Origin of the sequence: Sphingomonas sp. (genome assembly GCF_017744835.1) — a bacterium.
Taxonomy (GTDB): domain Bacteria; phylum Pseudomonadota; class Alphaproteobacteria; order Sphingomonadales; family Sphingomonadaceae; genus Sphingomonas.
The window spans coordinates 788,236-814,090 of the sequence record NZ_JAGIAM010000003.1; the positions used below are offsets into that span (position 1 = coordinate 788,236).

Below are 25,855 nucleotides of genomic sequence, written 5' to 3' on the forward strand. Positions count from 1 at the left end.
CGCGTAAGCTGATGCCCATGCCGTCGTTCGACCGTCTTCGCTGGCTCTGTGCCCTGCTGCTGGCCGCAAGCGCCTCTCCCGCCGCCGCGCAGCTTCCCCGCCTCCTCCCTTTGCCCGCCGAGCTTGCCGTCGCGCCGGGCAGCTTCGCGATCGGCGCGGCGACGCCGCTGGTCGCCGAGGCAGGCGATGCCGGCGCCCGCAATGCCGCGCTGCGCTTCGCCGAGCTGGTGCGGCAGACCCGGGGGCTGGAGCTCCGGTTGGTCTCGGCGGCCAAAGGGCCTGCGATCCGCTTTCGGCGCGCGGCGACGGGGGATGCGGAATCCTATCGGCTGGAAGTCGGGAGTCAGGGCGCGACGATTACTGCCGGCGACGATTCGGGGCTGCTCTACGGCGGCGTGACGCTGTGGCAAGCGATGACGCAGGATGCCGGTCGTGGCGCGGTACGGCTGGACGGCTTCACCGTGCGCGACGCGCCGCGCTTCCACTGGCGCGGGCTGATGCTCGACAGCGCGCGCCACTTCCAGTCGCCGGACTATGTCCGCAAGCTGATCGACTGGATGGAGGCGAACAAGCTCAACACGCTCCACTGGCACCTGGTCGACGACCAGGGCTGGCGGATCGAGATCCCCAAATATCCGAAGCTCACCCGGATCTCCGGCTGGCGGCATCCCGCGACGGCGCCGGGCGCGCCACAGCTGCCGCAGGTGGGCGGCTTCTACACGCACGACCAGATCCGCGCGATCGTGGCCTATGCCGCCGAGCGCGGGATCACGATCGTCCCCGAGATCGAGATGCCCGGCCACGCGCTCGCGGCGATCCGCGCCTATCCCGAGCTCGGCACCGGCACGCCGATCCCGCCGGGCACGGAGAGCGACTGGGGGGTCTTCCCGTGGCTCTACAATGTCGAGGACGGCACCTTCGCCTTCCTGGAGAACGTGCTCGGCGAAGTGATGGCGCTGTTCCCGTCCAGGTACATCCACGTCGGCGGCGACGAGGCCGTGAAGGACCAATGGAAGGCCTCACCGGCGATCCAGGCAAAGATCAAGGCGCTGGGCCTCAAGGACGAGACCGCGCTGCAAGCCTGGTTCATGCACCGGATCGGCGAATATCTGTCGAAGCACGGCCGCCGGCTGATCGGCTGGGACGAGATATTGGAAGGCGACGTGCCGCCCGACGCGACGATCACGTCGTGGCGCGGGGTCGAGGGCGCGATCACGGCCGCGAAGGCGGGGCACGATGCCGTGCTGAGCCCGGCACCGACGCTCTACCTCAACAATCGACAGGCGTTCGGCGACGCGGAGCCGCCGAGTCACGGCGGCTTGGTCGACCTCCGGACCGTCTACGCCTTCGAGCCGGTGCCCACCGACATGACGGCCGAGCAGCGCAAGCATATCCTCGGGCTCCAGGCGAACCTGTGGACCGAGCATATCCGCACCGAGCAGCGCGCGGCGTGGATGACCTTCCCGCGCGCTTCGGCGGTCGCCGAGACCGGGTGGTCGGCAGCGCAGGGGCGCAGCTTCGACGGGTTCGTCGACCGGCTGTTGCCGCAGATCGAGCGGATGCGCGGGCTGGGACTGACCGCGGCATCGAGCGCATTCGCGGTGCGGCCGAGCTACGACTATGCGCCGGGCAGCGACACGGTGACGGTGACGCTCGACAACCAGGCGGGACTCGAGATGCGCTACACCACCGACGGCAGCGCAGTTACCGCGACGTCGCCGGTCTATTCGAAGCCGATCGCCGTGCGCCTGCCCGTCGAGCTCAAGGCGGCGAGCTTCCACCGCGGCACGGCGGCGCCGGGTGCGATCGCACAGAGGATAACGCCGCAGAGCCTGCGCTGGCGCAGCGACGAGACGCTCAAGACCTGCACCAGCCGCGTCGTGCTCGCGCTCGAGGATGATTATCCGGCGACAGGGAAGCGTGCGACCTTCGTCACCGACATCTTCAATCCCTGCTGGCTATGGGAGAAGGCACCGGTCGGCGGCGCGAAGCAGATCGCGCTCAGCGTCGGGCAGATTCCATTCAACTTCCAGGTCGGCAAGGATGTCGAAGGCATCAAGTTCGCTCCTCCCGCGACGCCCCAGGGAGAGTTCGAAGTGCGCGCCGGCGGGTGCGAAGGGCCGCGGGTGGCGGTGCTTCCGCTTGCCCCGGCTGCGGGCAATCCGGGGATCACGCGGCTAGTCGCCCCGCTTGCTCGGCGCCTGGGCAACGAGACGCTGTGCATCACCTACACCGCCAAGGGCGTCGAGCCGATGTGGGCGATCGACGCGGTGGAGCTGGTTCCTTGAGCCGAGGCGCCGATGCTGCAGTCACGCTGGTCGCGCCCTTCGCCGGTTGGCTCGGACCGCTGGAGGAAGTGCCCGACCCGGTCTTCGCCGAGCGGATGATGGGCGACGGACTTGCGATCGACCCGGTCGAGGGGCTGCTCCGCGCGCCCGCCGACGGCGAAGTGATCGCGATCCCGGCAAGCGCGCATGCGGTTTCGCTGCGGCTGGACAACGGTGCCGAGCTGCTGATCCACATCGGGCTCGAGACGGTGGCGTTGGCGGGCGAGGGCTTCGCGCCGAAGGTCGCCGTGGGCGCGCGCGTCCGCGCAGGCGACCCCCTGATCGCCTTCGACATCGACGCCGTCGCCGAGGTCGCCAAGGCGCTGATCACGCCGCTGGTCGTGGCGAACGAAGGCTACGCCGTCACGCTCGACCAGCCGGGACGCGAAGTCGCGGCGGGCGATCCGGTGGCTCGCGTCGTGCGGACCTGGCCGGCGACGGCCGAAGCGGCGCAGGGCCGCCTGACCGAGAGCCATTCCCGCGATCTGGTCGTCGCCGCGCCCAACGGCATTCACGCCCGCCCCGCCGCGCGAATCGCCGCGGCGCTCAAGCCCTTCACCGCCGAAGTCACCTTCCGCCATGGCGAGCGCGGCGCCAATGCGCGCAGCACGGTGGCGCTGCTCGGGCTGGGCGCGACGCACGGCCAGCGCGTCACCGTCGCGGCCACCGGCCCCGACGCGCGCGCGGCGGTGGACGCGGTGGCGGCACTGCTTGACCGGATCGCCGAGGAAGAGGCGGCGGAGCCCTCCCCTGCCGCACCGCCGGCGCGAGCCGCGGGGCCGGTGACGGCTTCGCCTGGCCTTGCGATCGGTCGGGCGCTCCAGATGCGGCTTGCGGCTATCGAAGTGGCCGAGGACGGCTCGGGCGTTGCGCAGGAGCGCGTCGCGCTTGCCGATGCAATCGCGCGTGTCTCCGCCGGACTCGGCGGCGGCAGCGGGACGACCGCGGCGGTGGCCGAGGCGCATCGCGCGCTGCTCGCCGATCCCGAGCTCGCGGCTGCGGCCGAGCGGGAGATCGCGCTGGGTCGCAGCGCGGCCTATGCCTGGCGCGCGGCGAGCCGCGAGGCGGCGACGGCGATTCTCGCCACCGGCGACGCGCTGCTAATGGAGCGGGTAGCGGACCTGACCGACCTCGAGCGCCAGGTGATCGCTGCCCTGACCGGCGACGGCGGGGCCGCTGCCCCTGTCCTTCCGCCCGACACGATCCTGATCGCCGAGGACCTGCTCCCGTCGCAGTTCCTCGCGATCGACAAGAGCCGGCTGGCGGGGATCTGCACGGCCGCGGGCGGACCGACCGCGCATGTTGCGATCCTTGCCGCGTCCGCGGGCATTCCGATGGTCGTGGCCGCAGGGAATGCAGTGCTCGACATAGCCGACGGCACCACGCTGATCCTCGACGCCGATGCCGCGACTATCGCCGTTGATCCCGATGCCGAAGCGCTCGCGACGGCAAGCGAACGGCTGGCCGAGGCCCGTGGCCGCCGCGCCGCCGAGCTTCGCTCCGCGCAGGACGAGGCGCGCATGGCCGACGGGATCCGGATCGAAGTCTTCGCCAATCTCGGATCGGTCGCCGATGCGGCGGCGGCGGTGCGCGCAGGCGCCGAGGGCTGTGGGCTGCTGCGCACCGAATTCCTGTTCCTCGACCGCGAAACCGCGCCCGACGAGGAGGAGCAGCGCGACTGCTATGCGCGGATCGCAGCGACGCTGGGCGACCGGCCGCTGATCCTGCGCACGCTCGACATCGGCGGCGACAAGCCCGTCCCCTATCTGCCCATGCCCGCCGAGGAGAATCCGGCGCTGGGCGTGCGCGGCATCCGCCTGAGCCTGGCGCGGCCCGACCTGCTGCGGCTCCAGTTTCGCGCAGCGCTTCGCGGCGTGCCCGCCCTCCAATGCCGGATCATGCTGCCCATGGTGGCGGATCTTGGAGACTATCGCGCGGCGCGCGTACTGCTTGATGAGACAGCGGCCGAGCTGGGCCTTGCGCCGCCGCCGCTGGGGGTGATGATCGAGACGCCCGCCGCCGCGATGCTCGCCGGGCAGATCGCACGCGAGGCGGCGTTCCTCTCGATCGGCACCAACGACCTCACCCAATATGCGCTGGCCGCGGACCGCGGCAATGCCGGCGTCTCGCAGCGGATCGACGCGATGCATCCGGCGGTGCTGCGGCTGGTCCGCGAGGTCGGCCGCGGCGCGCGCAAGGCGGGGCGATGGGCGGGGATGTGTGGCGGGCTCGCCGCCGATCCGCTCGCGGCACCGATCCTGATCGGGCTCGGTATCGCCGAGCTTTCGGTGCCGCCTGCCGCGATCCCGCGGCTCAAGGCCGTGGTGCGCGGGCTCGACATGGCGACATGCACCGAGGTCGCGGCACGCGCCTGCGATGCGGAATCGCCAGAAGCCGTGCGCGTGATTGCCCGGGAGATCGTCCGATGAGCGCGTTGTTCTCCCGCGCGCTGGCGCGGCTCCAGCCGCTCGGCCGAGCGCTGATGCTCCCGGTCGCGGTGCTGCCGATCGCGGCGCTGCTGCTTCGCCTCGGCCAGGCCGACATGCTCGACATTCCCTTCGTCGCGGCGGCGGGCAGCGCGATCTTCTCCAACCTGGGGCTGATCTTCGCGGCGGGCGTGGCCGTGGGGTTGGCGCGCGAGAACCATGGCGCGGCCTCGCTCGCCGGGGTGGTCGCCTATCTTGTCGCGACCGAGGGCGCCAAGGTGCTGCTGCACGTGCCCGCCGATGTGCTGACTCCCGCAGACCAGGCCGCTTGGCGCGCCAAGGAGATCGTCAAGCTGGGCGTTCCGGTGGGCATCGCCGCGGGCATCGTGGGCGGCCTGCTCTACAACCGCTTCCACGCGATCAAGCTGCCCGATTATCTCGCGTTCTTCGCGGGACGGCGCTTCGTACCGATCGTCGCGGGTTTCGCGGGTCTCGTCGGTGCGCTGCTCTTCGGTCTCGGCTTCCCCTGGATCGAGGCCGGGGTCGACACGCTGAGCCACTGGGTGCTGGGCGCGGGGCCCTTCGGGCTGTTCGCCTATGGCCTGCTCAACCGGCTGCTGCTGATCACCGGGCTGCATCACATCATCAACAACATCGCCTGGTTCCTGCTCGGCGACTATCACGGCACGACCGGCGACATCGCCCGCTTCTTCGCGGGCGATCCGACCGCGGGATCGTTCATGGCAGGCTTCTTCCCGGTGATGATGTTCGGGCTGCCGGCCGCGTGCCTCGCCATGTACCGCGCCGCGCCTCCCGGGCGACGCAAGGCAGTGGGCGGACTGCTGGCGAGCCTTGCGCTCACATCGTTCCTCACCGGGGTGACCGAGCCGATCGAGTTCACCTTCATGTTCCTGGCGCCGCTGCTCTACCTCGTGCACGCCGTCCTCACCGGCCTGTCGATGGTGCTGATGGACGCGTTGGGCGTGAAGCTGGGGTTCGGCTTCTCGGCGGGGCTGTTCGACTATGTGCTGAACTATGGGCTGGCAACGCGCGCCTGGGTGCTGCTGCCCGTCGGCGCCGCCTATTTCGCGATCTATTATTTCGCCTTCAGCTGGTGCATCCGCCGCTTCGACCTCAAGACGCCGGGGCGCGACGCCGAAGGACCGGGCGCCGCGCCGACCTCCAGCGCCGGGACCCGCGCCACCGCATTGGTCGCGGCGCTCGGCGGCAGCGCCAACATCCGCTCGGTGGGCGCCTGCACCACGCGACTGCGGCTCGAAGTCGCCGAGCCGGGCAAGGTGAACGATGCCGCGCTCAAAGCGCAGGGCGCCCGCGGCGTGCTCCATCTCGCGAACGGTGGCCTGCAAGTGATCCTGGGTCCGATTGCAGACCAGGTCGCCGGCGAGATACGCACGGAGCTTTCCTCGGCACTGGCCCCCTCTCCCACTGCAGACCTGACGGCCCTACACGCGCTGCTGCAAGCTGCAGGTGCTCGCCAGATATCCGCAAGAGGCACGCGCCTGTTGGCCGATCTGCCGCCGGAAGCGCCGCTCGACGAGGCGGCACTTCGGGCAGCGGGCGTGCGGGCGATCCGCCGCGGCGAGAAGCTCCATCTGATCCTCGGCCCATCGGCGGCCTAGCCAGCACGCTCGCCGCTCTAGCGCACCACCAGCACCGGAACCGTGCTGATCACGAGCACCTCCGAAGTCACGCTGCCGAGGAGCAGCCGGCGGATCCCGCGGCGCCCGTGCGATGCCATGACGATCAGGTCGCAGCCGCGCTCGCCGGCGGTATCGACGATGGCCTGGGCCGGCAGGACATTGTCGAGGCAGACCGTGTCGACCGCCACGCCGACGAGGCCCGCAGACGCTTTGGCATCGGCCAGGATCTTTTCGGCCGCACGTTTCTGGTTCGTCGCATATTCGAGGTACACCGACATGCTCAGGCCCATGTCGTCGCTGGTATAGGGCATCACGCCCTCGGCAACCGATACGAGCGTGACCGCGGCCCCGATCGTCCTGGCGAGATCGAGGCCGTGGTCGAGCCCCTTCTGCGCGATTTCGGACCCGTCGGTGGAGATCAGAATATGCTGGTACATGCGCACCCCTCGCCGATGTTCGCCCCAGCGTAGCGCCGCAAGACGCCACGAATATCGGGGTTTTCACCGAGCGGGCCGGCCGAGCGATCCCCGGCCGGTGGGTGCTCGGCCCTCAGGCCAGCAGGAGCGAGCGCAGCATGTTGGTCGATTGGAGCTCGCGTGCCGGTGCCCGCGCCGCCGCTTCGAAGCTCAACCCGAGGAGGCTGCCGAAGAAGAGGAAGTTGCCGATCGTAGTACCTGCCTCGGCAAGGCTCAGCGCCTCGCTGCCGGGGCCGTAGAGATGGCCGGGTCGGGTGATATCGGCCTGTGCCTGGGTGACGGTCTGGCCCAACTCGGTCTGCCAGCCGGCCGCATCTTCGTGGACGGTGAAGCCGTCGCGCGTCGCGGCATCGAGCGCGTAGCCGTTGGTCGAGACGCTCACGGACAGGTCGCCGAGCTGGTTCTGGCTGATCCCGTCGATAACCACCGCATTGTCGCCGCGCGTGATCACCACCTGGCTCGCGACATAGGCATTCGGGTTCTGGCTCCAGGGCTCGGTGTTGATCGTGAGCTTGGTGCCATTGTCGAGCTCGAAAGTGGTCGTGCCGTAGAAGTCGAACTGGTGCTTGCCGTTCACCTCGACGTGCGGATCGCCCCACACGCGCGTGCTCTGGCCGGTCTTCTCGTTGAAGATCGTCATCTGGCTGTTGCGTTCGTCGATCTCGAGACGATAGCCGTCGCCGAGGTCGATCTTGGCGGTGTTCTGGCCGGTCACCTGCGCCGTGAAGCCGGCGGTCTGCTGGAGCTGGCCGAGCGAAGAGCCTTGCGCGAGCAGCCCCAGGCGAACGGCGAACGCGGAGGGAAGCGCGGCGAAGGCGAGCGGGCCAGCGCCGAGCGGGCGGAAGGATCCGGCGAGCATCCCCGCCACCATCATCAGAGCGCTGCCGTTGGCCACCAGGGTCGCGTTGGCGGAAATCGAGGTCATGCCCTTGCTCCTCTTGCGCTGGTCGGGGCCGGAGATCGGCCTTCCTTGCTGCAACAGGTCTCACGGCCGGGCGGCGACCGCACTCAGCGGATCGCTTAGAGCGCCTAAACGAATCGTCTAGGTACAGGCCTGCTCCGCGATGGCATCGAGGCTGCGGACCAGTGCGCGAGGACAGGATGACTTTCGCAGACCCCGTGCGATCGGCAGGCATAGCGCCTTCCAGTGCAGTGAGCGCGCGCCTGCGCGAGGCGGTGAGCGACGAGTTCCAGTCGCACCTGATCCCGGCGCGCGAGGCGCTGGCGTGGCAGCAGCCGGCTCCCCCGGTGCAGACCGCTCCGGTGGCACCCACGCCGCTGACTACCGGCAGCATCGATGCACCTGCCACCCGCGAGCTCGCGCTGCTGGCGCAGGACGTCTACAACGACGTCCCTGCCCCGCCCCCCGGCTATTGCGTGGCCACCGACCCCGACCTCGCGCGGATCGGCCTGTCGCCGCAGGACCTGTCGTCCCCGCAGAGCGCCTTCCGCGCCCGCGTCTATCTGCGCGGCGAAGGCGCGAGTACACAATATGTGGTGAGCTTCCGCGGCTCGACCGACGCGAGCGACTGGAAGGCCAATGCGCAGCAGGCGCTGGGCCTGCCCTCGGACCAATATGCGCGCGCGCTGATGGTAGCCAAGGCGCTAGGGCGGCACCCCGAGGCGAATGTGACGATCACCGGCCATTCGCTGGGCGGCGGGCTCGCGTCGGCCGCGGCGCTGGCGAGCGGGCGCGACGCGACGACCTTTAACGCCGCGGGGCTCAGCGACGCGACGATCGAGCGGGCGGAGGCGATCCGCGACACGACCGACGCCCCTGCCCCCGAGATCGCTGCCTTCTATGTCCGCGGCGAGATCCTCTCGGCGGTGCAGGACGGCGGAGACCGCGTGCTGGGCGCCATCTTCGGCGGACCGCTCGGCGGCGTGCTTGCCGATGCGCCCGAGGCCTATGGCGACCGCACCGCCCTCGACGCGGTGCGGCCGCAGGGGCAGCATTGGTATCAGGACAATCCCGTCGCGCGCCACGGCATGGACTGGGTGCTGAGCAGCCTTCCGGTCAATTGACCCCCGCCGCGCCCGCTGGGTACATCCCACCTAGATGACACGCCGCCTGCTCATCGGCATCGCAGCGATGCTGGCGATCGGACCTATCGGGGGATGCATGGCCGCCAACACTCGCGCCGACGCGCGCTGCTTCACCAAGCGACCCTCGGTCGTGCTTCCAGATCGCAACCGGGTACTGGCCAATGTCACCAACGGCGCCTCGGGACGCGCGATCGCCGAGGCGCTGCTCGACGGGCGCATCGAGGAAGCACGGGCGATGCTGGCGCGCGATCCCCGCCTGATGGACACGGTGGTGACGCATGACCCGCGCATGCCGGAGGCCCCGGCGGGGCAATATGGCGACCTGCTGACGCTCGCGGTTTCGCGGTGCGACGGAGAGGCAGTGGCGATGCTGCTTGCAGCGGGGATGCCGCCCGACGGCGTGAAGCGCGGCAATGCGCTGGCGCTGGCGGTGCTCGCCGACACGCCCGAACTTGCCGAGCGGCTGTTCGGCGCCGGCGCGTCGCCCGATCCACAGAAGCAGGGTGACGAGGATGCAATGCGCTCGGCGATCGCCTTCTCGCACGCCGGCGCAGTGATGACGCTGCTGCGGCACGGCGCCGATCCGCGATGGCAAGACGCCTTCGGGATCGACCGCGTCCGGCTGGCGCTCGATGCCGAGCAGGCCGACATCGCCGAGCTGCTGGTCGAGAAGGGCGGGACGCTGTGGAGCGTGGCGAGCGACGGCAGCATGGCGGTGCATGAATTGCTGGGCCAACCGACAGTGTTCGGATCGGCCGAGATGAAGGCGGCGCGCGCGCGCCTGATCGAGCGGGCGAAGGCGAGCGGCCTGCCCTGGCCGCCGCCCGACCGCGCCACGGTGAAGCAGATGGTCGCCGCCGGCACCTGGCCCACGGCGGCGATGGCGAGCGAAGGGATGACCGTTTCCGCGTCGGTGCTCGAGGCGATACGCGGGGCGGACTGAGGCTCGCCGCCGGCCCTAAACGAATCGTTGAGAGACAAGGACGCACCTCCGTGAGAGCCAAGGCACGAGGATCGATGGAGGCAGAAATGGTCGAATCGATTACGGCCGCGCGGGCGCAGCCGATCGGCGGCAGCACGGGCCAGGGTTCGCACGTCGTGAAGCGCGGCGACACGTTGTCGCAGATCGCCGCCCAGAACGGCGTCTCGCTGAGTGCGCTGCTCGTGGCCAATCCGCAGATCACCCATCCGAACCTGATCTTTCCGGGCCAGGAAGTGCGCATCCCCACCGGCGGAAACGGCGCGGCGAGGGGCAGCTACACCGTAAAACCCGGCGACACGCTGTCGGGCATCGCCGCGCGCTATGGGCTGGACTGGCACGACCTGGCGCTCGACAATGGCCTCGCCAACCCCAATCTGATCTTTGCCGGCCAGACGATCCGCCTCAGCGGCCCCTCCACGCGCGGGAGCAACGGCACGGGCGGCGTAGAGGGCAGCACGCGCGCGGGATCGAGCAACGGCCGCAACCCGGCCGATGTCGCGAAACAATATCTCGGACGCGATGCCACCGACCTGCGCGGCGACCGGAGCGACAATCTCCCGATGAACGCCAATGTGCCGGCGAACGTCTGCTGTGCCAATTTCGTCTCGGCGGTGCTGACCGAGTCGGGCCAGCTCCCCGGCAACCTCCACACCGACTCGGTCTCGCAGCTCAATTCCACGCTGCGCTCGCGCGGCTGGACCGAAGTGAGCGCCGCCGATGCGCGGCCCGGCGACGTGGTGATCATCCAGGGCGGCGGCGTCTCGCACACCGTGCTCTATGCCGGCAACGGCCAGACGATCGGATCGAACAACCGCAATGCCGACGGCACCCAGAAGGTGAGCTATGGCAGCCTGTCCTGGGCATTGTCGAACGGCGGCAAGATCCTGCGCGCGCCGGCCAGCGTGCGCGAGACGAGCACGCCAGCGGCCGCCAACGACAGCGGCAAGGTCGGTGCCCCCGCAGCGTCGCGCCAGGGCCGCATCGACCAGGCGATGACCTTCTTCCAGAGCCAGGGCTGGACGCGCGCCCAGGCGGCCGGGATCGTCGCCAATCTCGACGCCGAGAGCGGGATGGATGCCGGCATCCGCCAGCATGGCGGCGGCCCCGGCTATGGGCTGGCCCAATGGGAAGGGCCGCGCCAGGCCGACTTCGCCGCCTGGGCCGGGCACGACATCCGCAGCTCGACCTTCCAGGAGCAGCTTCGCTTCATCCAGCACGAGCTGACCACCTCCGAAAGCGGCGCCGGAAATCGGCTGCGCCAGTCGAGCAGCGCCGGCGACGCCGCCGCGATCGTGTGCCGCTATTACGAGCGGCCGGCGGACATCGTCGATGATTCGGCGCATCGCGCGCAACTGGCGAACACGATCTTCCAGCGGTGAGTGCCTTCCTGTTCCTGGCGGGGATGCTCGCGGCCGAGAGCGCGACCTGCGTGTTCGACACTGCGCCGCCCGAGCCGTGCGAGATCGTCTTCACGGTCGATCGCGGGAACACGCGGATGGTGGCGCGCGGACGCAGCGGCAAGCGCGTGACTTTCGTCGGCCGGCGCAACTCGGGCTGGTGGTCCGGCACACTCGACGGTGCGCAGGCGATGGGGCGCGAACTCAACCGCGGGAACGTGGTCTTCTCGACCCGAGCGCTCGACCGCAGCTTCCAATATTGGACGCGCGGCAACGAGCACGGCAGCTACTGAAGATCGAACAGCGACGGCGGCGCTCCGTGCTTGTCCGCCCAGTCCATCCAAGCGACGTCAGTCGGCCCCAGCGCATGATCCACGACGCGCCAGCGCCCGCCCGAAAGTCGCAGCAACGCGACGAAATCCTTCGAGACCGCGCCCTCGGCCTCGGCGGAGGCGAGCGGCGTGCCGGCATAGCTGATCGGGCGCCCGGCGGCGTCGACCATCGCGGCAATTACGAATGCCCAATCGCCTTCGCGCCGGATCGTGCGCACCTTGAACTTGACCGGCTTGCCCAGCCGCTTGGTCGCCGGAGCGCGCGCGCTGTCGAGGATCGCGACGCGATCCACCGGCCCGCCCTGGGCGAGACTGGCTGCAACGCTCGCGACCAGAGTGACGATCATCGGGCAGCTCCGTGGCTCGAGGTTCCGTAACTCTGCCTAAGCGATTCGTTGAGCGCGCGAAGTAGCCCGAAGCGCTATCTACGACGACATGTTCCACTTGCCCGACGAGTATCCGAGATGATCCAGCCCATCGGCGCCGGCCGCGTCCAGGGCGCCTCGCTTGGCGCCACCGGCAGCGTAGCGCCCCCCGGCGAACTGGCGGCGACCGCGATGACCACGCTCGCGAGCCGCGTCGCAACCACGCTTGCGAAGGAGCTCGGGCTGACCGGCCAGGGCCGCGGCCGCTCCGGCGGGCTGACCGGCGACCTGTACGGAGTCGAGCAGATCTCCCGCGAGCTGACCAGCGCGCTGGGCTGCACCCCCGCCGACGCCGGCCGTATCGCGCGCGCGCTCCATGAATTCACCAGCGAGGCGGCATCGCTGCTCGCGGCGAAGCCGCGCAGCTCGGTCCTAGGCGCGGTAGCGGGGCTGCACTTCAACCTAGTCGACCACGACGGCCGGCCGGGCTCGACCGATGCCGATTACGCCTTCGCGGCGATCGAGGCCGGCATCTTCCGCCTGCGCGAGGAAATCCCAGCGTGACCGCGCCCGTCGCGTCCGCGGCGGTCGACAGCATCCCGGCACAGCTGCCTGGCGACGCGACGTTGCTGGTGGCGGAAGTGGTGCTCGTCGATCCCATCGCCGCCCCTGCCGACAGCGCCGCGCTGCTGCCCCAGACCGCCGATGTCGCGATCTTCGTCGCGCCCGCGGAGGGCCTTCCCGCTATTTCGGGCGAGCCGGCGTTCGAAGTGAAGGCAATCGCGATCGGCAGCGTGCTCTTCGATCTGGGCGACGGTTATTCGCTTTCGATCGACGAGGCGCAATCGGCAGTGTTCGTTGCCAATGGCGAGACCGGCGAGACGATGCTGGTATGGGGCGCGGCGATGATCGCGCTCGACGGCGCGCAGGCCGCGCGCTTCTGGGGCACCACCAGCGTCGAGCTGGGCAACGGCACCAAGATCACGATGGAGACCGTCGCAGACGCCGCGGTCGCCGACCTGTTCCGGCTCGACCGGCTGACGGTCACCAGGGACACGCGGGCAATGGTGATCACGGGCATCGCCGAGACCGTGCTCGGCGATCTGGCGGTGGCGCAGAGCCTCGACGGCGAGGCAGTCGATGCCGCCACGCGCGACGGGCTGACGATCGTCAACGATCTCACCGGCCGCTGGAGCGACGAATATGGCAATGATGTCACCCAGGCGGTGTTCGACCAGACCGCGCCCGGGCGGCAATATGGCCCGGGCAAGCGGACTTTGAGCCTGGGCGAGATCTCCAGGGCGATCACGAGCTTCGTCACCTACAACCAGATCGACTCGTTGATGCTGACGATCGGCCGCAACCGAGTGGACACGGGCGGCCGCCGCGCCGGGGCCGAGATCCAGCGGCAGCTCGCGCTCTATGCAGGCGCGACCGCGCGCCGCGCGCCAGCCTGAACCGCGACCTTGCCGACGCGCAGCTCGCGACGGACCAGCCGCTCCTGAAGCTGCTCGCTCCACTGCGCGGCGAGCGCAGGCGGGACCGCGCTCGACGGGATGAGCAGCACATTGAGCTGGCCAGCGAGATCGCGGCCGAGCACCGCCCCCTCCACCTTGTAGCCGCCGAGCGGGAGCTGGAGATGGACTTCGGGCTCGGCGCCCTTGGCGGCGAACTCGGCGATAGCCGCGGCGATGCGGTCGAGCTGGGCATGGAAGGCGGGGTCGACTTCGCCGGGGATCGTCCGCGCCTCGGCAAGCATGGCGGCAGCGAACTCGCGCGGGATGGCCAGCGCGGCGAGCCCTGGGGACGTATCTTCGAAGGGATTCCTGCCGCGCGGCTTGCCGTCGTGTCGCGCGAGTGCTTCGGCGAAGGCGCGGCGATGATTGGGCGAGGGCTCGGCCGGCGCGCTCTCGGCTCGGCGCGGCTGCGGCGCTGGCCGGGAGGCGAGACGCGGCGGCGGGGCGTCGTTCACAATATCCTCGTGCCGAGCGGCATCGGCGCCTCGGCCTCGACGTGGTCCTCGGCGCGGCGCGCCTCGGTGCGCAGCAGCGCGCGGTGATGATTGGCGATCGTGTCGCTGCGGACCTGGTGCCGGCCGACGGCAGCCAGCGCAGCGTCATGCGCCTCGCGCGCCAGTTCCGCGCGTGCCGCCCGGTCCGCCATGTCGGCGGTGGCGCCGGCTTCGAGCGCGATGGTGCGATCGAGCCACAGCCGGGCCTGGCTGCAGGTCGGCGTGGCGACGAAGGCCTGGCGCGCCTCGTCCCGCGCCGTGGCGGCGGCGGCGCGCTGCATCCGGGCACGCTCGGCAGCGGCGGCGGTCTCGTCCGCGGCTGCCCTGGTCTCGCCGGCGGCGCGCGCGAGCCGTGTGCCGCGTATTTCCGCGACGCGCGCCAATGTTGCTGCCTGGCGGTCAACGGCCATGGTCGATCTCCTCGAATGTGCGCAGGCGGGCGACGGTCTGAGCGGGCGGCGCGACATCGTCGCGGGCTTGGCGCAAAAAGGCCTGAATAGCGCCGCGCTCGGCGAGCGCGCGGTCGGCGAGCGGGTCGCTACCTGGCGCATATTCCCCGAGCTGGACGAGCAGCTCGATCTCGTCGAGCTTGGCGAGCATCGCACGCAGCCCCGCCGCGGCGCGCTGCTGCCCGGTGGTGGCAAGCCGAGGGAAGAGCCGGGAGAGGCTGCCGAGCACGTCGATCGCCGGATAATGGCCGCGCGCCGCGAGCTTGCGCGACAGGACGATGTGCCCGTCGAGCAGTGAGCGGACTTCCTCGCCGATCGGATCGCCTTCCTCGTCCTCAAGCAAAACGGTGTAGAGCGCAGTGATCGCGCCTTCGGCCGAGGCGCCGGCGCGCTCGAACAGCCGCGGCAGCTCGGCGAAGACCGAAGGAGGAAAGCCGCGCCGGACCGCAGGCTCGCCGGCCGCCAGCCCGATCTCGCGCAGCGCGCGGGCGAAACGAGTGACGCTGTCCATCAGCAGCAGCACGTGCCGGCCTTCGTCACGCAGCCCCTCCGCAATGGCGGTGGCGACGTGCGCAGCGCGGACGCGCTCCATCGCCGGGCGATCGGAGGTGGAGACGACAACGACCGAGCGGGCGAGCCCTTCCTCGCCGAGAGTCTCCTCGATGAACTCGCGGACCTCGCGGCCGCGCTCGCCGATCAGCGCGATCACGATCGCGTCGCACTTCGCCTGGCGGGCGAGATTAGCGAGCAGCGTCGACTTGCCGCCGCCGGCGCTCGCGAAGATGCCGACGCGCTGGCCGACGCCGATGGTGAGCAGCCCGTCGATCGCGCGAATGCCGGTTTCCATAGCGCGGTCGACCGGGCGGCGGTGCATCGGATTGGGGGCGACGCCGTGGATCGGCCGGTCGGCGCCGCGCCGTACCGGCCCGAGCCCGTCGAGCGGCTGGAGTCGTGCGTCGAGGACGCGGCCGAACATGTCGGCGCCGTACGGCGTGCGGTCCTCGCCGCTGCGCAGGATCACATCGCTGTCGAGCGAGAGGCCGCGCAAGTCGCCGAGCGGAGTCAGGATTGCTCCGCCCTCGGCGAGGCCGATGACTTCGGCCCACAGCGCATAGCCGGTCTCGGCGTCGACGATCTCGCAGCTCTCGCCGATCCGCGCGCGAACGCCAGTGACACGCAGCGTGGTGCCGAGCGCGCCGGTGATACGGCCGTGCTGCTCGAACATCGGCGCGGCATCGAGCGCGCGGACCAAAGCAAGCGTGTCGGCGGGGCGCGTCATGCGGCGAGGCCCCAGCGCTTGGCGAGCGCGTCGAGCTGGACCGAGAGGCTGGCGATGACCTGGCCGGCGCTGGTGCGCAGCACGCAGTCGGTAGAACCGAGCGCGGGATCGGCGGCGACGACGACATGCGAGAGGCCCGCCAGCCCGGCGGCGAGTGGCTCGGCCGTCGCAGGCGCAACCTGCACGGTGACCAACCCTTCGGCCGGGAAGCGCGCCAGCGTGCGCTCGACGATGCCGGCGATCAGCGTCTCGTCTTCGAGGGTACCGAGAATCGCATGGACGGCGGCGAGCGCGGCGGCGGCGATGTCGGCGCGGCGAGCTATCTCGTGCCGCTCAATTGCTTCGGCAAAGGTTGCGATCTGCTCGGTAAACGCAGCGTCGACGGCGGCGCGTGCTTCGGCGAGGCCTTCGGCGCGGGCGTTGAGTCGGGCGGCTTCGACGGCGGCGGAGGCCTGGTCGCGGATTGCGGCGGCGGCCTGGAAAAGCGCAATCGCGTTGCGGAAGTCCGAACGCTCGGCACACTTGATCACCGGGGTGTCGCTGCCCAGCAGCGTGGCGCCGTCGGTGTGGATGAGGTGGAAGGTCATGCGAGTGCCTCGGCGATCGCGCTCGCTTGTGCTGCCAGCGCGCGGGCGCGGGGTTCGTCGCGGGCGCCGGGGAAGCAGGGTGCGAGACAGGCGGGCAGTCCGGCCTCGAGCAGGGACTCGCCGGCGGCAAGCAGTTGCTCGGGCGGAGGTAGTGTAGTGGCGCTCTCCTCCGGGGGTTCGGCTGCGCAGGCAGCGTCGAGCAGATCCTCGCCTACGGTTTCGGCGAGCCGGGCGAGGCGTGGGCCGGAGAGCTCGGCGTCGATCGCGGCGCGATATTTGAGGAGCGCAGCGAGCGCGGCGATCCGTCGGCGCTGCTCGGGGCCGGCCCAGAGCCAGTCCGGGAGCTTGGCGAGATCGGCGAAGCTCGGCCCCGCCTCCCCTGCGACGCGCCGGGCGAAGCGCTCGCCGCGCGTATCGGGCGCCAGCGCCGCCAGCATCGCATGGCGCTGCCGCAGCGCTTCGCCCCTCATGACCGCACCGTATCCGGAAGGCCGCGCTTGACTCGCCGCATCCGCAACAGCGCCCTGCCCGCGAAGCCGAGCACGACCAGCGCGGCGAGCGCCGCCAGGCCGCGGACCAGCGTCGTGACCGAGACCATGCCCTGGTCCTGCGGAAGCATCGGCAGCGTCTGGGCGGGCACCATCACCACCGATACACGGTCGTAGGTTAGCCCTTCGATCGCGTTGGTGACCAGCGCCTTGATCGCGCCGGTCTGGCTGCGCAGGTCGAAGCCGGTGCGGTACTTGACGAACACCGACGCGGCCGAAGGCTTGGCCTCGCGCGAGAGCGGATCGGCTTCGGGCATGGTCAAATGCACGCGCGCCTGGACCACGCCGTCGATGTCGCTGATCGTGCGGCTGAGCTCCTGCGACAGGCCATAGATCAGCCGGGCGCGCTCCTCGAGCGGCGTGGAGGTGAAGCCCTCTTTCTTGAACACCGAGCCCAGCGAATCATATTCCTCGTGCGGCAGCCCGTGTGCGCGGAGCGTCTCGACCGCGCGGGCGAAGTCGCTCTGCGCCACCGCGATGCTCCACGTCTCCTTCTCGCCGGCGACCTTGCTCGCCGAGATGCCGGCTTGGTGGAGCACGGCGATCATCTCGTTGGCGCTCGCCTCGCTCAGCTTGCCATAGACTTCCTGCCTGCCGCAGCCTCCCAGGCCGGCCGCAGCGAGCAGCAGCAATAGCGGCGCGGCGCGGGCCTGCCAGCGCGTCATTGCTGCTTGAACAGTTGCTGCACGCCGTCCGAGCTGCGGTTGGCGATGTTGGAAGTTAGCTGCGCCTGGAACATGAACTCCGAGCATTTCATCGTGAGCTGCACCATCTCGCCCGGCGTGAGCTGGCCGCCGCTCGCCTCCGCCGCCTGGGCGTAGCGCGAGACCGAGCGGGCCTGGACGTTCACCTGGTCGAGCGCATTGAACATGCCCTTGAGCGCTGGCGGGATCGGGCCGGCGGGTACGGTCGCCTCGATGCCGCCGGCGCGTTCAAGCGCGGCTTCGAAGCGGCCCTCAAGCCGGGGACTCAATCCGGCTTCCCCCGGCGGCAGGAGGTCGAACGCGCGCCCGCTGGTCGGCCCCGCGCCGGCAGGACCGGCGACGGAGGCGACGAGCGCGCCGATGGATTCGATGCTCATGATCAGTTCTTCCGTGCCATGGTCTCGAGCGCCTTGGAAACGCTGTCGATCGAGCTGTGCGAGCTGTTGGCCATGAAGCTCATCCGCATCGATTCGGTGGTGAGCTGCGTGATGTCCGAGGGCTTGTCCCCGCCCTGCGAGACGACGTCGGACTGGGCAGTGATCGCATCGGCCTGATTGTCGAGCGCCTTGCCCCAGGCCTCGCCGAACGCCTCGAACCAATTGCCCTTGCCGGTGCGCGTCTCGGTGGTGCCCATGTTGCCGAGCGAGATGAGCGTGCCCAGCGACGCGCTGTTGATCGGATTGGTCATGACTCCGTCCCTTCGCTTGCTGCGCCACCCTTTGCGACTGGCTGGCCCGGGGCGGGCGGCGTCTGCGGCCCCAGGACGAGTTCCTCGATCTGGCCGTTGCGCTCGAAGCTGGCGCGGCCGTTGCCAATGGCGATGATCCGGTGCCCGGTCGGCACCTGCGCGCCGGCGAACCAGCGCGTGCCATCGGCAGTGGTGATGTAACCCGGATCGCCGTCGACGAAGGTCGCGAGGCCATATTCCGAGCCCGAGAAGAAATATTGCAGGTCGCGGTCGCCGCGCGCGGGATCGGCGGCGAACTGGACGCGGGTGATTCCCGGCACGTCCTCGCGGATCAGCCGCGCGAGCTCGGCCTGGCGATCGGCCGGCAGGAACTCGGCGGTGACGAGCAGCGCATTGCCGCGACGCGGCACCGCCTCCCCGTCCACGCCCTGCGCGCGAAGCAGATCGGTGGCAGCGGCGGCGAGCCCGTCCATCGTGTCGACGTCGAGCGTCGCGGCGCCGATGCGCTGCGCGACGAGCAGGCGCAGCCGGGCGAGCGCAGCATCGTCCTTGACGATCCCCTTGATCACCGGCCCCGCGGGTCCTTCGGTGATGGTCAGGCCGCCAAAGCCGGCAGCGGCGAGCACCGACTGATCGGCGGCGCCGTCGTGGAACTGGCTCGAGACCCATTTGGTCGCCGGGCCGGCTAGCGCCAGGAGCAGCAGCAACGCCGCCGCGAACAGCGCGTACACCGGCCAATGGCGGTCGAGCGCGAGCGCGCCGCGCATCGGGTACAGCCGCGTCGCCACGCGCTCGCCGAGCGCCGCATGCGCATGGGCCGCGATCTCCTGCGGCTCGCCCGCCGGGGCGATCATCGTCGAGAGCCGCGCCGCCTCTTCCCAGCGTTCGGATGCGGGGTCGCCGATCGCGACGGCGAAGCCGCCGAGCATCATCGGCACATAGGCGGGCAGCGCCACCTGTTCGCCCGCCGCGACCGGCCGGCCGAGCAGGCCGATCTGCCCCGCAACGACGCGGACATTGGCCATCTCCTCGCCCAGGTCGAGCTCGATCGAGAGGCCGCGCGTGGTCGCGTCGCGCAGCACGATGTCATGGTCGAAGCCATGGCCGATGCGCACGAACTTGCCCGAGTGCAGCCGGTGCTCGGCGCCGCTTAGCCGGCCGCTGAGCACGCGCAGCACCGGCGTGCCGACCGTGGGCGAGAGGAAGGGCGCGTTCACCGCCGCCTCCTGTGCGACTTGCTGCCCTTCTCGGCGATCGCCTGGAGCTGATCGAGCGGGATCGGCGTGGTCGAGGTCGGCTGGGCGGCGACCTGCGAGCGCTGCGACAGGATGCGCGGGGTGATCAGGAACAGCCGCTCGAGGTGCTGCCCGCCCTTCTTGCGCTTGCGGAACGCCTGGCCGAGCACCGGTATGTCGCCTAGGCCCGGGGTCTTGGACTTGAAGTCATATTGGGTGTCGATCGTCATCCCGCCGATCAGCAGGCTCTCGCCCTGCTTGACCACGGCGCTGGTGTTGATGCTCGACTGTTTCACGGCCGGGATGCCGTCGACCACCATGCCGGTCGGCGAGCCGTCGAGGATCTCGATCGACATGCGCGTGCGCAGCTCGCCGCCGTCGTACAGGATCGACGGATTGACGCGCATCACCATACCCGCGGTCACCGGGAAGAGATCGACCTGTCGGTCGCCGGCGACGCGGACATAATATTGGACCTGGTTGTTGAACACCGCCGGGATGTTGTTGAGCGTGCTGAGCCGCGGGCGCGAGACGACGTGCAGCGCCCCGCTCTTCTCCAGCGCAGTGATACGGACTGCGAACAGGTCGAGCGAACCGGTGAGATAGGCGGCCGCGGCGTTCCCGCTCGAGAAATTCTCCGCCGGGTTGCTCGCCTTGCCGCCGAACAGCGCCGCGAAGCCGCCGACGCGCAGACCGATGTCGAGCCCCAGCTCCTTGAGCCGAGTGGTGTCGAGCTCGAGGATCGTCGCCTCGATCTCGACGCCGCGCGGCTCGACGTCGAGCGCACGGACGATGTCTTCATAGACGCCCATCGACTCCGGCCGGTCACGGATCAGCACGGCGTTGTTGGCCGGATCGACCTCGACGCGCGGGCCGTTGACGTCGCGCACGGGCGCTTCCTTGACCACGACCGTGTCGAGCCCCGGCGTGCCCTGCTGATCGAAGCTGCGCTGCGACTCGTCCGGCGGGATGGCGTTGAGCCCGCGCCCGCCGAGCCGCGGCAACGACTGGCGCTGGACGTCGAAATTGGCGCCGCTCGTCGAGACGGTCTCCGACGGGCGCCCGTCCCCCATCATCCCGCGCAGGATCGAGGCGACGCCGGGGATGGTGACGGTGCGGTCGAAGCTTTTCTGGATGGTGTCGTCGGCGCGCGCATAGCGGAGATAAAAGATCCGCACTTCATAGGGCGACCGCGTGCTGGCGCCGCTCAGCACGCGCGAGCGCATCGGCGCGCTGCTGACGGTGCCGAGCGGCGCCGGACCCAGCAGCGGCGAGATCACCGCGGCGTCCGACGGCGTGGTCGAGGCCTGGATGATCGCGGGATTGGGCTGGGTCATGCCGGCGAGCTGCGCCACGCGATCGAGGAACGCGGGCACGCCGGTGGCGCTCACGGCGTTCGACGCGGCAATGACGGTATTGGCGCCGTCGAGGATGCGCATCTTGCGCGCGTTGCGCACCACGCCCGAAGGATCGGCGGCGTTGAAGCTGCGCGACTGGATCTCGCTGCTCGAATAGATACGGACGACCGCGCCGTCATAATAGGCGACCAGATTGAAGGCGCGCGAAAGCTGGTCCCAGATCTTTCGCGGGCTGCCGACGAAGACACCGTTGATCTTGCCAGACACCGCCGAGCTGACCTTCACCTTGAGGCCCGCCTGGCCGAACAGGTCGGTCACGGCGGCGTCGACGCGCTGGTTGCGCGCAGTGAGCGTGATCGTCTTCTCGGGGAACGGCGGCACTTCGGCGGAGGCAGGCGCGGAGGCCGCCGCCAGCGCCGCGCAGGCGAGCATCGTCCAGAAATGCATTGGCCGGATCGTCATAGAGCAAGCTCGTCCTGCAGCTGGTTCGCCAGGCTCTCGGGGACGGAATTTAGCTCGCCCACGATGTCCAGCGGCACCGCCGGGTTCAGTTCGTTGAAGGAGATCACCGGCACGTCGAACAGATCGCCCGCGATCAGCAGGCGCAGCGGCCGGCGCAGGTCCTGTGCGGTGAGCACGGCGCGAGCGTTCGAGGCGGCTATCTGCTCGGCGAGCAGCATGTTGAGCGCGCGCATCTGGTGCGGATTGATCGCCAGCCGCATCTGGCCGTCGACCGGGGTGAGCGTCTGGCGGATGATGTCCTCGAGCTCGGCGCCGACGATCAGCACGCGCAGCCGGCCCTGATCGCAGAGCGGTGCGATCAAATGGCGGCGCATCGCGATCCGCACACGCTCGGCCATGGCGACGGCCTCGCGCTCATATTGGCCGACCTCGCCGATCGCCTCGATCGCGTCACGGAAGTTGCGCAGCGGCACGCGCTCCTCGGCGAGCAGGCGCAGGACTTCGCCGATACGGCCGGTGGGTACGGCGCGCACGGCTTCCTTGACCACCTCGGGATGGCTCTCGCCGAGCCGGTTGAGCTGATCGGTGACTTCCTGCAGTCCCAGGAACAGCACCAGATTGCGATCGAGCAGTTGCTCGACGCGCGTGCCGATCGTCGTCGCCGGATCGCCGCTCTCGACCACACCGGCACCGAGCGGGGCATCGTGCGCGGAGAGCGCCCAACTTCCCTCGTGCCCGGCCGCCGGTCCGGAGACGATCCGCAGATCTGGGATTGGAATGCCGCTGCGTTCCTGGAGCGCCGCGATCCGCGTGCGGACGAGCTCGGCGAGGGCACGGAACTCCGGACGGTCGGCGGTCATGCCTACGGTCAGGCGCAGCGCGTCAAGCGCGGGGAGCGCACGCGTTTCGATCACTGTCTCGCCGGAAAGCATCGGGCTGCCGGCAGGCACGAGGCCAAGCTTGGCGCGCACCCATGCGCCCGAGGTTGGGTGGCTGGCGATACCGCCGGCGAGCAGTGCGGCTGCGAGCGTGAAGAAGACGAGCGTCGGAAAACCGGGCACCAGCCCGAGGAGGATCGCGAGTCCGCCGGCGATCATCAGCACGTGCGGCTTGCCCGAGATCTGGCGGGCGATCGCCGGCCCCAGGTCGCGGTCGCGCTCCTCGTCGGTGGTGCGCGTGACGAGCAGGCCCGCCGCCATCGCCGAGAAGAGCGCGGGCACCTGCGCCACCAGCCCGTCGCCGATGGTCAGGATCGAGAAGGTCGCCGCAGCCTCCGTCGCCGACATCTCGTGGTAGAGCATCCCCACTGCCAGGCCGCCGATCAGATTGACCAGCACGATCACGATCGAGGCGATCGCATCGCCCTTCACGAACTTCATCGCGCCGTCGAGGCTGCCGTGGAGCTTGCTCTCCAGCTCGAGCGTGCGGCGCTTCTCGCGCGCCTCGTCCTTGCTGAGGATGCCCGACCGCAAATCGCTGTCGATCGAGAGCTGCTTGCCCGGCATCGCATCGAGGCTGAACCGCGCCGCGACTTCGGCGACGCGCTCGGCGCCCTTCGAGATGACGATGAACTGCACGACCGTGATGATCAGGAACACCACGAGCCCGACGACGAGATTCCCGCCGGCGACCATCTCGCCGAACTGGCGCACGATATGGCCGCCGTTCATTTCGGTGAGGATCATCCGCGTTGTCGAGATGCTGATCGCCAGCCGGAACAGCGTCGAGAGCAGCAGCACCGTCGGGAAGGTCGAGAAGTCGAGCGGCTTCGCGACGTACATGCTGCTCAACAGCAGCAGGATGCCGACGGTCATGTTGGTCGCGATCAGCAGGTCGAGCGCCAGCGGCGGCATCGGCACGATCATCAGCATGACGACCGTGACCAGCACGCCGACAAGCAAGATGTCCGCCACCCGGATGGGCAACGCGCCGATGCGTTGGAGGGGGATGCCGCGGATCACGATCAGCGGCTTCCGGATGCCTGCTCGGCGACGAGCCGCTCGTATCGGGTCATCACGCTGCGGACATAGTTCTGCGTCTCGGGATAGGGCGGCACCTGGTTCCCGTATTTGCGCACCGCACCTTCGCCTGCGTTGTACGCCGCAAGGGTGAGATTGAAGTCGTTGAAGCGGCCGTGGAGGTGGCGGAGCAACCGTGCGCCGCCGTCAACGTTCGCCTCGGCATCCGCGATCGCGGCGCCCGGAACATTCAGCGTCCGGGCGGTGCTGGGCATCAGTTGCATCAGCCCGCGGGCGCCCGCCGGGCTCGTCGCATTGGCCTGGTAGCGCGATTCCTGATCGATCACCGCGTGGAGGAGAAGCGGATCGATCCGGTGCCTCGCCGCGACGCGGCTGATCATAGCGTCATAGCGCGTGGTGTAGGAAACCGGCCGCATCGCCAGGATCGACTCGCCGCTCACCGGGCCGAGCGCGGCGCCGAGATCGACCGGCTCGGGCTTGGTCGGGGCGATCGCCGCGACGCGCATCGGGCCCTTCGCGGCAGGCTCGGCGGGAACCGGTACGCCGCCGCCGACCGCGGCGAGCCGGGCGCCACTGCTACGGCGCAGCGTCGGCGCCTCCGGGCTGATCCGCCTGTCCTCGAGCGGCGCGACCTCGCCTGGAGTCGCTGGCGCGACTAGGATGGCCGAGCATTGGCTCAAGGTACGCAGGCCCGCTACCGACGCACCGTCGGGCACGCGAAGCGGCGCGGTCAGGGGACAGGGCATGGGTGGCGGGGGATCGTCCCGCGCGCTCGCCGGCGCCGGCAGCGCGGCAATTCCGGTGACGAGCCCAAGGGCAAACGCTTTACCGAACGCAGACACCATAGTTGCATCGCTCCCCGAACCACCTGTCGACCTTTGCGGCCGACAATTGTCTCAGCACGATGCCCCACAGCCCCCGTCCTGCCCGTCCGGGAACACTTAAAGCCTGTCGGTCTTTTCTTTCAGTTTCAAGTCATTGATTGGGTTTTTTTGAAATCGCGCATATCGCGGTCAGTTGTGTTCGTGTCACGATGAATTGCGCTAAAACGGCCGGAACTTTTTTTTATTACGTATTCGAAACGAGAATCGACGGGCCGACCAACGCGTTCGATGCACGGTTCATCTTCGGCGAATCACTTGTTAACCATATTTTACAATGGCTTAGACTTTGCCTGATCGACTCGGCGCACGATTCCAGCGGTTGACCGCAGTGCCGTGCCTGCGGGAAGTAATAGGAGCTTGGCTGTCCCGCCCCACGGGCAGTCATCCATAGTCCTGCTCGGGCTGACGAGATCATGCCGCGGCTTTTACTGCCGTTGGCGGATGTCGACGCGGGAGAATGCGCAAGCATGGCCCAAGGCAAAGACGGCGGGGACAAGAACGAGCTTCCGACACCCAAGAAGTTGCGCGACGCGCGCAAGAAGGGCGATGTCGCCAAGTCCAAGGACTTGGGCACTGGACTGCTCACGCTTGCCTGGCTGATCGTTTTCCTTGGCGTGTCGGGCTATGCGGCCGGCGAGATCGCGCGGCTGGCTTCGAGCGCGCTGGAGGGAGCCACCACCCTCCCCTTCGAAAGCGCGGCGACGGCGATCGGCCGTGACGCCGCCGAGACGCTGGTGCGCATCACCTTCGTGACGCTGGTGCCGATCGCCGCCATCGCGACGATCACCGAATTCCTCCAGATCGGCCCCGTCCTCACCACCGAGAAGATGAAGTTCGGGCTCGAGAAGCTCAATCCCATGGAGGGATTGAAGCGGATGTTCGGCAAGGACGGGCTGTTCGAGCTCGCCAAGACGCTGGTGAAAGCGGCGCTGATCTGCGCGATCGGCTATGCCGTGTTCCGCAGCGCGGTCGCGGGTTCGGGCCAGATCATCCGCTTGGCCGGCGCATCGCCGATCGACGACTCGGGCCCGGTTGCGGCCATGGCAACGCTGGGCCAGACCTGGTCGCTCACGATCCGGATGCTGGCGATGGCAGTCGCCGTCTTCCTGTTCGTCGCAGTCGCCGACCGAATCTACGCCAAGCACAGCTTCATCAAGAAGATGAAGATGAGCCGCCGCGACATCCGACAGGAGCACAAGGAGGACGAGGGCGATCCCCAGATCAAGTCGATGCGTCGCGACCTGCACCAGGAATGGGCAAGCCAGAACATGCTGGGCGCCACGCGCGGATCGGCCGCGCTGCTGGTCAATCCCACCCATATCGCGATCGCGCTCGACTATGATCGCGAAACCTGCCCGGTCCCGGTGATCGCCGCCAAGGGCGCTGGCGCGCTGGCTGCGTCGATGCGCGCCGAGGCCGAGCAGGCGGGCGTCCCGATCATCCGCAACGTCAAGACCGCGCGCGCGCTATGGGCCCGCGGCGAGATCGGCGAGATCGTGCCCGAGGACATGTTCGACGCGATCGCCGCCGTGATCCTCTGGGCGACCAAGGCGCGCGGAGGCGAGGCGCCGATGTGGCACGACATGGACGGTCCCTCACGGCCGAACCCGGCACCACCTGTCCCTGCCGCCGCCCCGGCGCACTGACCCGCAAAGCAAG

General features: G+C 69.6%; 25 protein-coding genes. 10 read left to right on the forward strand and 15 right to left on the reverse strand.

Annotation, left to right across the window (positions count from 1 at the left end):
- The first annotated feature begins 17 nt into the window (after nucleotides 1-17).
- The 3 genes from J7500_RS11585 to nagE are packed head-to-tail and all read left to right on the forward strand — an operon-like array spanning nucleotide 18 to nucleotide 6,393.
- Entirely contained in the window at nucleotides 18-2,288 is a 2,271-nt protein-coding gene (locus J7500_RS11585) for a family 20 glycosylhydrolase (RefSeq protein WP_294061859.1), read from the forward strand.
- The gene (gene ptsP / locus J7500_RS11590; RefSeq protein ID WP_294061860.1) at nucleotides 2,285-4,756 is read left to right on the forward strand and encodes a phosphoenolpyruvate--protein phosphotransferase; all 2,472 of its coding nucleotides are present in this window, start codon (nucleotides 2,285-2,287) and stop codon (nucleotides 4,754-4,756) included. Before J7500_RS11585 ends, ptsP begins: the two co-directional genes overlap by 4 nt.
- Nucleotides 4,753-6,393, forward strand: coding sequence for an N-acetylglucosamine-specific PTS transporter subunit IIBC (gene nagE, locus J7500_RS11595; RefSeq protein WP_294061861.1), 1,641 nt, complete (start codon nucleotides 4,753-4,755; stop codon nucleotides 6,391-6,393). Before ptsP ends, nagE begins: the two co-directional genes overlap by 4 nt.
- A 17-nt stretch (nucleotides 6,394-6,410) precedes the next feature.
- On the opposite strand, the gene J7500_RS11600 is transcribed toward nagE, so the two are convergent.
- Together J7500_RS11600 and J7500_RS11605 are read right to left on the reverse strand one after the other, a co-directional pair.
- Complete coding sequence (locus J7500_RS11600; protein ID WP_294061862.1) at nucleotides 6,411-6,851, reverse strand: universal stress protein; 441 nt, start codon at nucleotides 6,849-6,851, stop codon at nucleotides 6,411-6,413.
- A gap of 112 nt (nucleotides 6,852-6,963) precedes the next feature.
- On the reverse strand, nucleotides 6,964-7,815 hold the full coding sequence (locus tag J7500_RS11605) for a DUF1521 domain-containing protein (protein WP_294061863.1): 852 nt from the start codon (nucleotides 7,813-7,815) through the stop codon (nucleotides 6,964-6,966).
- 176 nt (nucleotides 7,816-7,991) lie between these two features.
- Between J7500_RS11605 and J7500_RS11610 the strand changes: the two genes are divergently transcribed.
- From J7500_RS11610 to J7500_RS11625, 4 genes are all read left to right on the forward strand, one after another.
- Nucleotides 7,992-8,915 (forward strand): Mbeg1-like protein, encoded by a 924-nt coding sequence (locus J7500_RS11610; RefSeq protein ID WP_294061864.1) that lies wholly within the window; start codon nucleotides 7,992-7,994, stop codon nucleotides 8,913-8,915.
- Nucleotides 8,916-9,012: 97 nt separating this feature from the next.
- Nucleotides 9,013-9,879: a hypothetical protein gene (locus tag J7500_RS11615; RefSeq protein WP_294061865.1), complete on the forward strand. Its 867-nt coding sequence runs from the start codon at nucleotides 9,013-9,015 to the stop codon at nucleotides 9,877-9,879.
- Between the two features lie 86 nt (nucleotides 9,880-9,965).
- Nucleotides 9,966-11,297, forward strand: a complete 1,332-nt coding sequence (locus J7500_RS11620; RefSeq protein WP_294061866.1) for a phage tail tip lysozyme — start codon at nucleotides 9,966-9,968, stop codon at nucleotides 11,295-11,297.
- Nucleotides 11,294-11,608, forward strand: a complete 315-nt coding sequence (locus tag J7500_RS11625) for a hypothetical protein (RefSeq protein WP_294061867.1) — start codon at nucleotides 11,294-11,296, stop codon at nucleotides 11,606-11,608. The genes J7500_RS11620 and J7500_RS11625 overlap by 4 nt, the downstream gene beginning before the upstream one ends.
- Here the strand turns inward: J7500_RS11625 and J7500_RS11630 are convergent.
- Nucleotides 11,602-11,994: a hypothetical protein gene (locus J7500_RS11630; protein ID WP_294061868.1), complete on the reverse strand. Its 393-nt coding sequence runs from the start codon at nucleotides 11,992-11,994 to the stop codon at nucleotides 11,602-11,604. The genes J7500_RS11625 and J7500_RS11630 overlap by 7 nt on opposite strands.
- A 117-nt stretch (nucleotides 11,995-12,111) precedes the next feature.
- Between J7500_RS11630 and J7500_RS11635 the strand changes: the two genes are divergently transcribed.
- Complete coding sequence (locus J7500_RS11635; protein WP_294061869.1) at nucleotides 12,112-12,576, forward strand: hypothetical protein; 465 nt, start codon at nucleotides 12,112-12,114, stop codon at nucleotides 12,574-12,576.
- Complete coding sequence (locus J7500_RS11640; RefSeq protein ID WP_294061870.1) at nucleotides 12,573-13,469, forward strand: DUF1521 domain-containing protein; 897 nt, start codon at nucleotides 12,573-12,575, stop codon at nucleotides 13,467-13,469. Before J7500_RS11635 ends, J7500_RS11640 begins: the two co-directional genes overlap by 4 nt.
- Here J7500_RS11640 and J7500_RS11645 read toward each other — a convergent pair.
- Genes J7500_RS11645 through J7500_RS11700 form a run of 12 tightly spaced genes read right to left on the reverse strand, consistent with a single transcriptional unit; the run spans nucleotide 13,433 to nucleotide 24,058 of the window.
- Entirely contained in the window at nucleotides 13,433-13,984 is a 552-nt protein-coding gene (locus tag J7500_RS11645; RefSeq protein WP_294061871.1) for a hypothetical protein, read from the reverse strand. The genes J7500_RS11640 and J7500_RS11645 overlap by 37 nt on opposite strands.
- On the reverse strand, nucleotides 13,981-14,433 hold the full coding sequence (locus J7500_RS11650; protein ID WP_294061872.1) for a hypothetical protein: 453 nt from the start codon (nucleotides 14,431-14,433) through the stop codon (nucleotides 13,981-13,983). The genes J7500_RS11645 and J7500_RS11650 overlap by 4 nt, the downstream gene beginning before the upstream one ends.
- Complete coding sequence (locus J7500_RS11655; protein WP_294061873.1) at nucleotides 14,423-15,751, reverse strand: FliI/YscN family ATPase; 1,329 nt, start codon at nucleotides 15,749-15,751, stop codon at nucleotides 14,423-14,425. The genes J7500_RS11650 and J7500_RS11655 overlap by 11 nt, the downstream gene beginning before the upstream one ends.
- Nucleotides 15,748-16,338 carry a FliH/SctL family protein gene (locus J7500_RS11660; protein ID WP_294061874.1) on the reverse strand — a complete coding sequence of 197 codons (591 nt, stop codon included), beginning with the start codon at nucleotides 16,336-16,338 and terminating at the stop codon, nucleotides 15,748-15,750. Before J7500_RS11660 ends, J7500_RS11655 begins: the two co-directional genes overlap by 4 nt.
- Entirely contained in the window at nucleotides 16,335-16,808 is a 474-nt protein-coding gene (locus J7500_RS11665) for a hypothetical protein (RefSeq protein WP_294061875.1), read from the reverse strand. The genes J7500_RS11660 and J7500_RS11665 overlap by 4 nt, the downstream gene beginning before the upstream one ends.
- Nucleotides 16,805-17,551: a type III secretion system inner membrane ring lipoprotein SctJ gene (gene sctJ, locus J7500_RS11670; protein ID WP_294061876.1), complete on the reverse strand. Its 747-nt coding sequence runs from the start codon at nucleotides 17,549-17,551 to the stop codon at nucleotides 16,805-16,807. Before sctJ ends, J7500_RS11665 begins: the two co-directional genes overlap by 4 nt.
- On the reverse strand, nucleotides 17,548-17,967 hold the full coding sequence (locus J7500_RS11675; protein ID WP_294061877.1) for a hypothetical protein: 420 nt from the start codon (nucleotides 17,965-17,967) through the stop codon (nucleotides 17,548-17,550). The genes sctJ and J7500_RS11675 overlap by 4 nt, the downstream gene beginning before the upstream one ends.
- A 2-nt stretch (nucleotides 17,968-17,969) precedes the next feature.
- A complete protein-coding gene (locus tag J7500_RS11680) occupies nucleotides 17,970-18,278 on the reverse strand; it encodes a hypothetical protein (RefSeq protein ID WP_294061878.1) in 309 nt (102 codons plus the stop codon).
- The gene (locus tag J7500_RS11685; protein WP_294061879.1) at nucleotides 18,275-19,495 is read right to left on the reverse strand and encodes a hypothetical protein; all 1,221 of its coding nucleotides are present in this window, start codon (nucleotides 19,493-19,495) and stop codon (nucleotides 18,275-18,277) included. Before J7500_RS11685 ends, J7500_RS11680 begins: the two co-directional genes overlap by 4 nt.
- On the reverse strand, nucleotides 19,492-21,333 hold the full coding sequence (gene sctC / locus J7500_RS11690; protein ID WP_294061880.1) for a type III secretion system outer membrane ring subunit SctC: 1,842 nt from the start codon (nucleotides 21,331-21,333) through the stop codon (nucleotides 19,492-19,494). The genes J7500_RS11685 and sctC overlap by 4 nt, the downstream gene beginning before the upstream one ends.
- Nucleotides 21,330-23,294: a flagellar biosynthesis protein FlhA gene (locus J7500_RS11695; RefSeq protein WP_294061881.1), complete on the reverse strand. Its 1,965-nt coding sequence runs from the start codon at nucleotides 23,292-23,294 to the stop codon at nucleotides 21,330-21,332. Before J7500_RS11695 ends, sctC begins: the two co-directional genes overlap by 4 nt.
- A gap of 2 nt (nucleotides 23,295-23,296) precedes the next feature.
- Nucleotides 23,297-24,058, reverse strand: coding sequence for a lytic transglycosylase domain-containing protein (locus tag J7500_RS11700; RefSeq protein ID WP_294061882.1), 762 nt, complete (start codon nucleotides 24,056-24,058; stop codon nucleotides 23,297-23,299).
- A 605-nt stretch (nucleotides 24,059-24,663) separates the two neighbouring features.
- Here J7500_RS11700 and J7500_RS11705 point away from each other — a divergent pair.
- Nucleotides 24,664-25,842: an EscU/YscU/HrcU family type III secretion system export apparatus switch protein gene (locus J7500_RS11705; RefSeq protein WP_294061883.1), complete on the forward strand. Its 1,179-nt coding sequence runs from the start codon at nucleotides 24,664-24,666 to the stop codon at nucleotides 25,840-25,842.
- The last annotated feature ends 13 nt before the right edge of the window (nucleotides 25,843-25,855 follow it).

Coding starts and splice junctions, on each gene's coding strand:
- J7500_RS11585 (WP_294061859.1), top strand. CDS start 18: ATGCCGTCGTTCGACCGTCTTCGCTGGCTCTGTGCCCTGCTGCTGGCC.
- nagE (WP_294061861.1), top strand. CDS start 4,753: ATGAGCGCGTTGTTCTCCCGCGCGCTGGCGCGGCTCCAGCCGCTCGGC.
- J7500_RS11600 (WP_294061862.1), bottom strand. CDS start 6,851: ATGTACCAGCATATTCTGATCTCCACCGACGGGTCCGAAATCGCGCAG.
- J7500_RS11605 (WP_294061863.1), bottom strand. CDS start 7,815: ATGACCTCGATTTCCGCCAACGCGACCCTGGTGGCCAACGGCAGCGCT.
- J7500_RS11610 (WP_294061864.1), top strand. CDS start 7,992: ATGACTTTCGCAGACCCCGTGCGATCGGCAGGCATAGCGCCTTCCAGT.
- J7500_RS11615 (WP_294061865.1), top strand. CDS start 9,013: ATGGCCGCCAACACTCGCGCCGACGCGCGCTGCTTCACCAAGCGACCC.
- J7500_RS11620 (WP_294061866.1), top strand. CDS start 9,966: ATGGTCGAATCGATTACGGCCGCGCGGGCGCAGCCGATCGGCGGCAGC.
- J7500_RS11630 (WP_294061868.1), bottom strand. CDS start 11,994: ATGATCGTCACTCTGGTCGCGAGCGTTGCAGCCAGTCTCGCCCAGGGC.
- J7500_RS11635 (WP_294061869.1), top strand. CDS start 12,112: ATGATCCAGCCCATCGGCGCCGGCCGCGTCCAGGGCGCCTCGCTTGGC.
- J7500_RS11650 (WP_294061872.1), bottom strand. CDS start 14,433: ATGGCCGTTGACCGCCAGGCAGCAACATTGGCGCGCGTCGCGGAAATA.
- J7500_RS11655 (WP_294061873.1), bottom strand. CDS start 15,751: ATGACGCGCCCCGCCGACACGCTTGCTTTGGTCCGCGCGCTCGATGCC.
- J7500_RS11660 (WP_294061874.1), bottom strand. CDS start 16,338: ATGACCTTCCACCTCATCCACACCGACGGCGCCACGCTGCTGGGCAGC.
- J7500_RS11665 (WP_294061875.1), bottom strand. CDS start 16,808: ATGAGGGGCGAAGCGCTGCGGCAGCGCCATGCGATGCTGGCGGCGCTG.
- sctJ (WP_294061876.1), bottom strand. CDS start 17,551: ATGACGCGCTGGCAGGCCCGCGCCGCGCCGCTATTGCTGCTGCTCGCT.
- J7500_RS11675 (WP_294061877.1), bottom strand. CDS start 17,967: ATGAGCATCGAATCCATCGGCGCGCTCGTCGCCTCCGTCGCCGGTCCT.
- J7500_RS11680 (WP_294061878.1), bottom strand. CDS start 18,278: ATGACCAATCCGATCAACAGCGCGTCGCTGGGCACGCTCATCTCGCTC.
- sctC (WP_294061880.1), bottom strand. CDS start 21,333: ATGACGATCCGGCCAATGCATTTCTGGACGATGCTCGCCTGCGCGGCG.
- J7500_RS11700 (WP_294061882.1), bottom strand. CDS start 24,058: ATGCCCTGTCCCCTGACCGCGCCGCTTCGCGTGCCCGACGGTGCGTCG.
- J7500_RS11705 (WP_294061883.1), top strand. CDS start 24,664: ATGGCCCAAGGCAAAGACGGCGGGGACAAGAACGAGCTTCCGACACCC.